The sequence below is a fragment of the Niastella sp. sgz303648 genome (assembly GCF_059587045.1).
In genome coordinates this window covers 1-1,476 of the sequence record NZ_JCAPSW010000056.1, presented here as the reverse complement: position 1 = coordinate 1,476, position 1,476 = coordinate 1, and the positions used below count along the sequence as shown (strand labels likewise).

General features: G+C 41.0%; 2 protein-coding genes. Both read left to right on the top strand.

Annotation, left to right across the window (positions count from 1 at the left end):
• Positions 1-469: hypothetical protein (locus AC59IL_RS38880; protein ID WP_496557660.1), on the top strand; the 469-nt coding region annotated here is incomplete at its 5' end.
• Complete coding sequence (locus AC59IL_RS38875) at positions 457-1,386, top strand: IS3 family transposase (protein ID WP_496557659.1); 930 nt, start codon at positions 457-459, stop codon at positions 1,384-1,386. The genes AC59IL_RS38880 and AC59IL_RS38875, both read left to right, overlap by 13 nt.
• Positions 1,387-1,476 lie beyond the last annotated feature (90 nt).

Sequence of the window (1,476 nt, the reverse complement as noted above, 5' to 3'; positions counted from 1 at the left end):
TAAGGGTAAGCCGAAGCGAGTGGTACAATTAAAATATGGCTTAAAACGCTCTACATTGAATAGATGGCTGGAAGATATAGATCTGGCAGTAGATACCAGGCATATTGGCCCACGGGTAGGTATAGATCTAAAACGATCTGTAGTGCGGTCAGTAACGAGGGGTCGACTGAGCATGCGGGAGGCAATGATAACCTATGGAATAAAAACACCACTGACAATTGAACGATGGATAAAGGAATTGGAACAGGAAAATGCCGAACTTGTGGAATCGAACGAAGTCTGGATGAAGAAAAATAAATCTACAAAAAAGGATAGAACAGAAAGCAATGCTGATATAAAGGCCTTACAAAAGGCTCTGGAAGAAGCTCGATTAATGAACGCAGCATTGAACACCCTCATTGATGTAGCCGAAGAACAGTTTCAAATTAATATCAGAAAAAAGGCTGGTGCCAGGCAGTGCAACGATTAAAACAAGACTTTCCTGAAAAGAGTATCAAAAGCTTGTGTGCACTGTTTGGCAAAACCCGCCATGCCCTGTATGATCACCAATGGCGTCGTAAGCGTGAGGTGTTCAGGGACGATATTATTTTAGAACACATTCGTGAGGAAAGAAAAGAATTGCCCCGGTTAGGAACGCGTAAGCTACAACACAAAATAGCTCCATCATTGGCCACTCATGGCATAAAAGCAGGCCGTGACTACCTATTTAGGTTATTGGAGCGTCATAAGTTGTTGATCCGTCAACGTAAAAGAAAAGTAATCACTACTGATTCCCGTCATTGGATGTACAAGTATGAGAATTTGATTAAAGGCCTGGATTGTCATCGACCGGAACAGGTATGGGTGGGTGACATTACTTATATCCGAATGGGTAATCAATGGGGTTATTTAAGTCTGATTACAGACGCTTATTCACGCAAAATAATGGGCTATTGCCTTCGAACAGACCTGTCAGCCCAGGGTTGCCGGGACGCCTTACAAATGGCTATTAACAATCGTAGCTATTCAGCTCAACCGCTAATCCATCACTCGGACAGGGGTTCTCAATATTGTAGCGCAGATTATGTCAAAATGCTAAAGGATAACAATATCTCGATTAGTATGACCCAAAATGGAGACCCCTATGAAAATGCGCTGGCAGAACGCATGAACGGTATACTTAAAACAGAATTTAATCTTTACAGTACCCAGCCTGGATTTGAACAGGCTTATCAGTTGGTTAAAGACAGTATAACGGCTTATAATGGATTAAGACCTCATAGCAGTTGTGATTATTTAACACCTGATCAGGCTCATCAGTTAAAGGGATCCTTGAAAAAAAGATGGAAACAGTATCCCAAAAAATGGGTAACACAACAGCGCGAAGCTTCAAAAAATACAAACTAATCCCTACTTTTGAAAAACTCCCCTGTATAGTAATAACAGGATTATCATACCACCTGTATAGTTACTTCAGGATTATTTAAAAACCTGTAT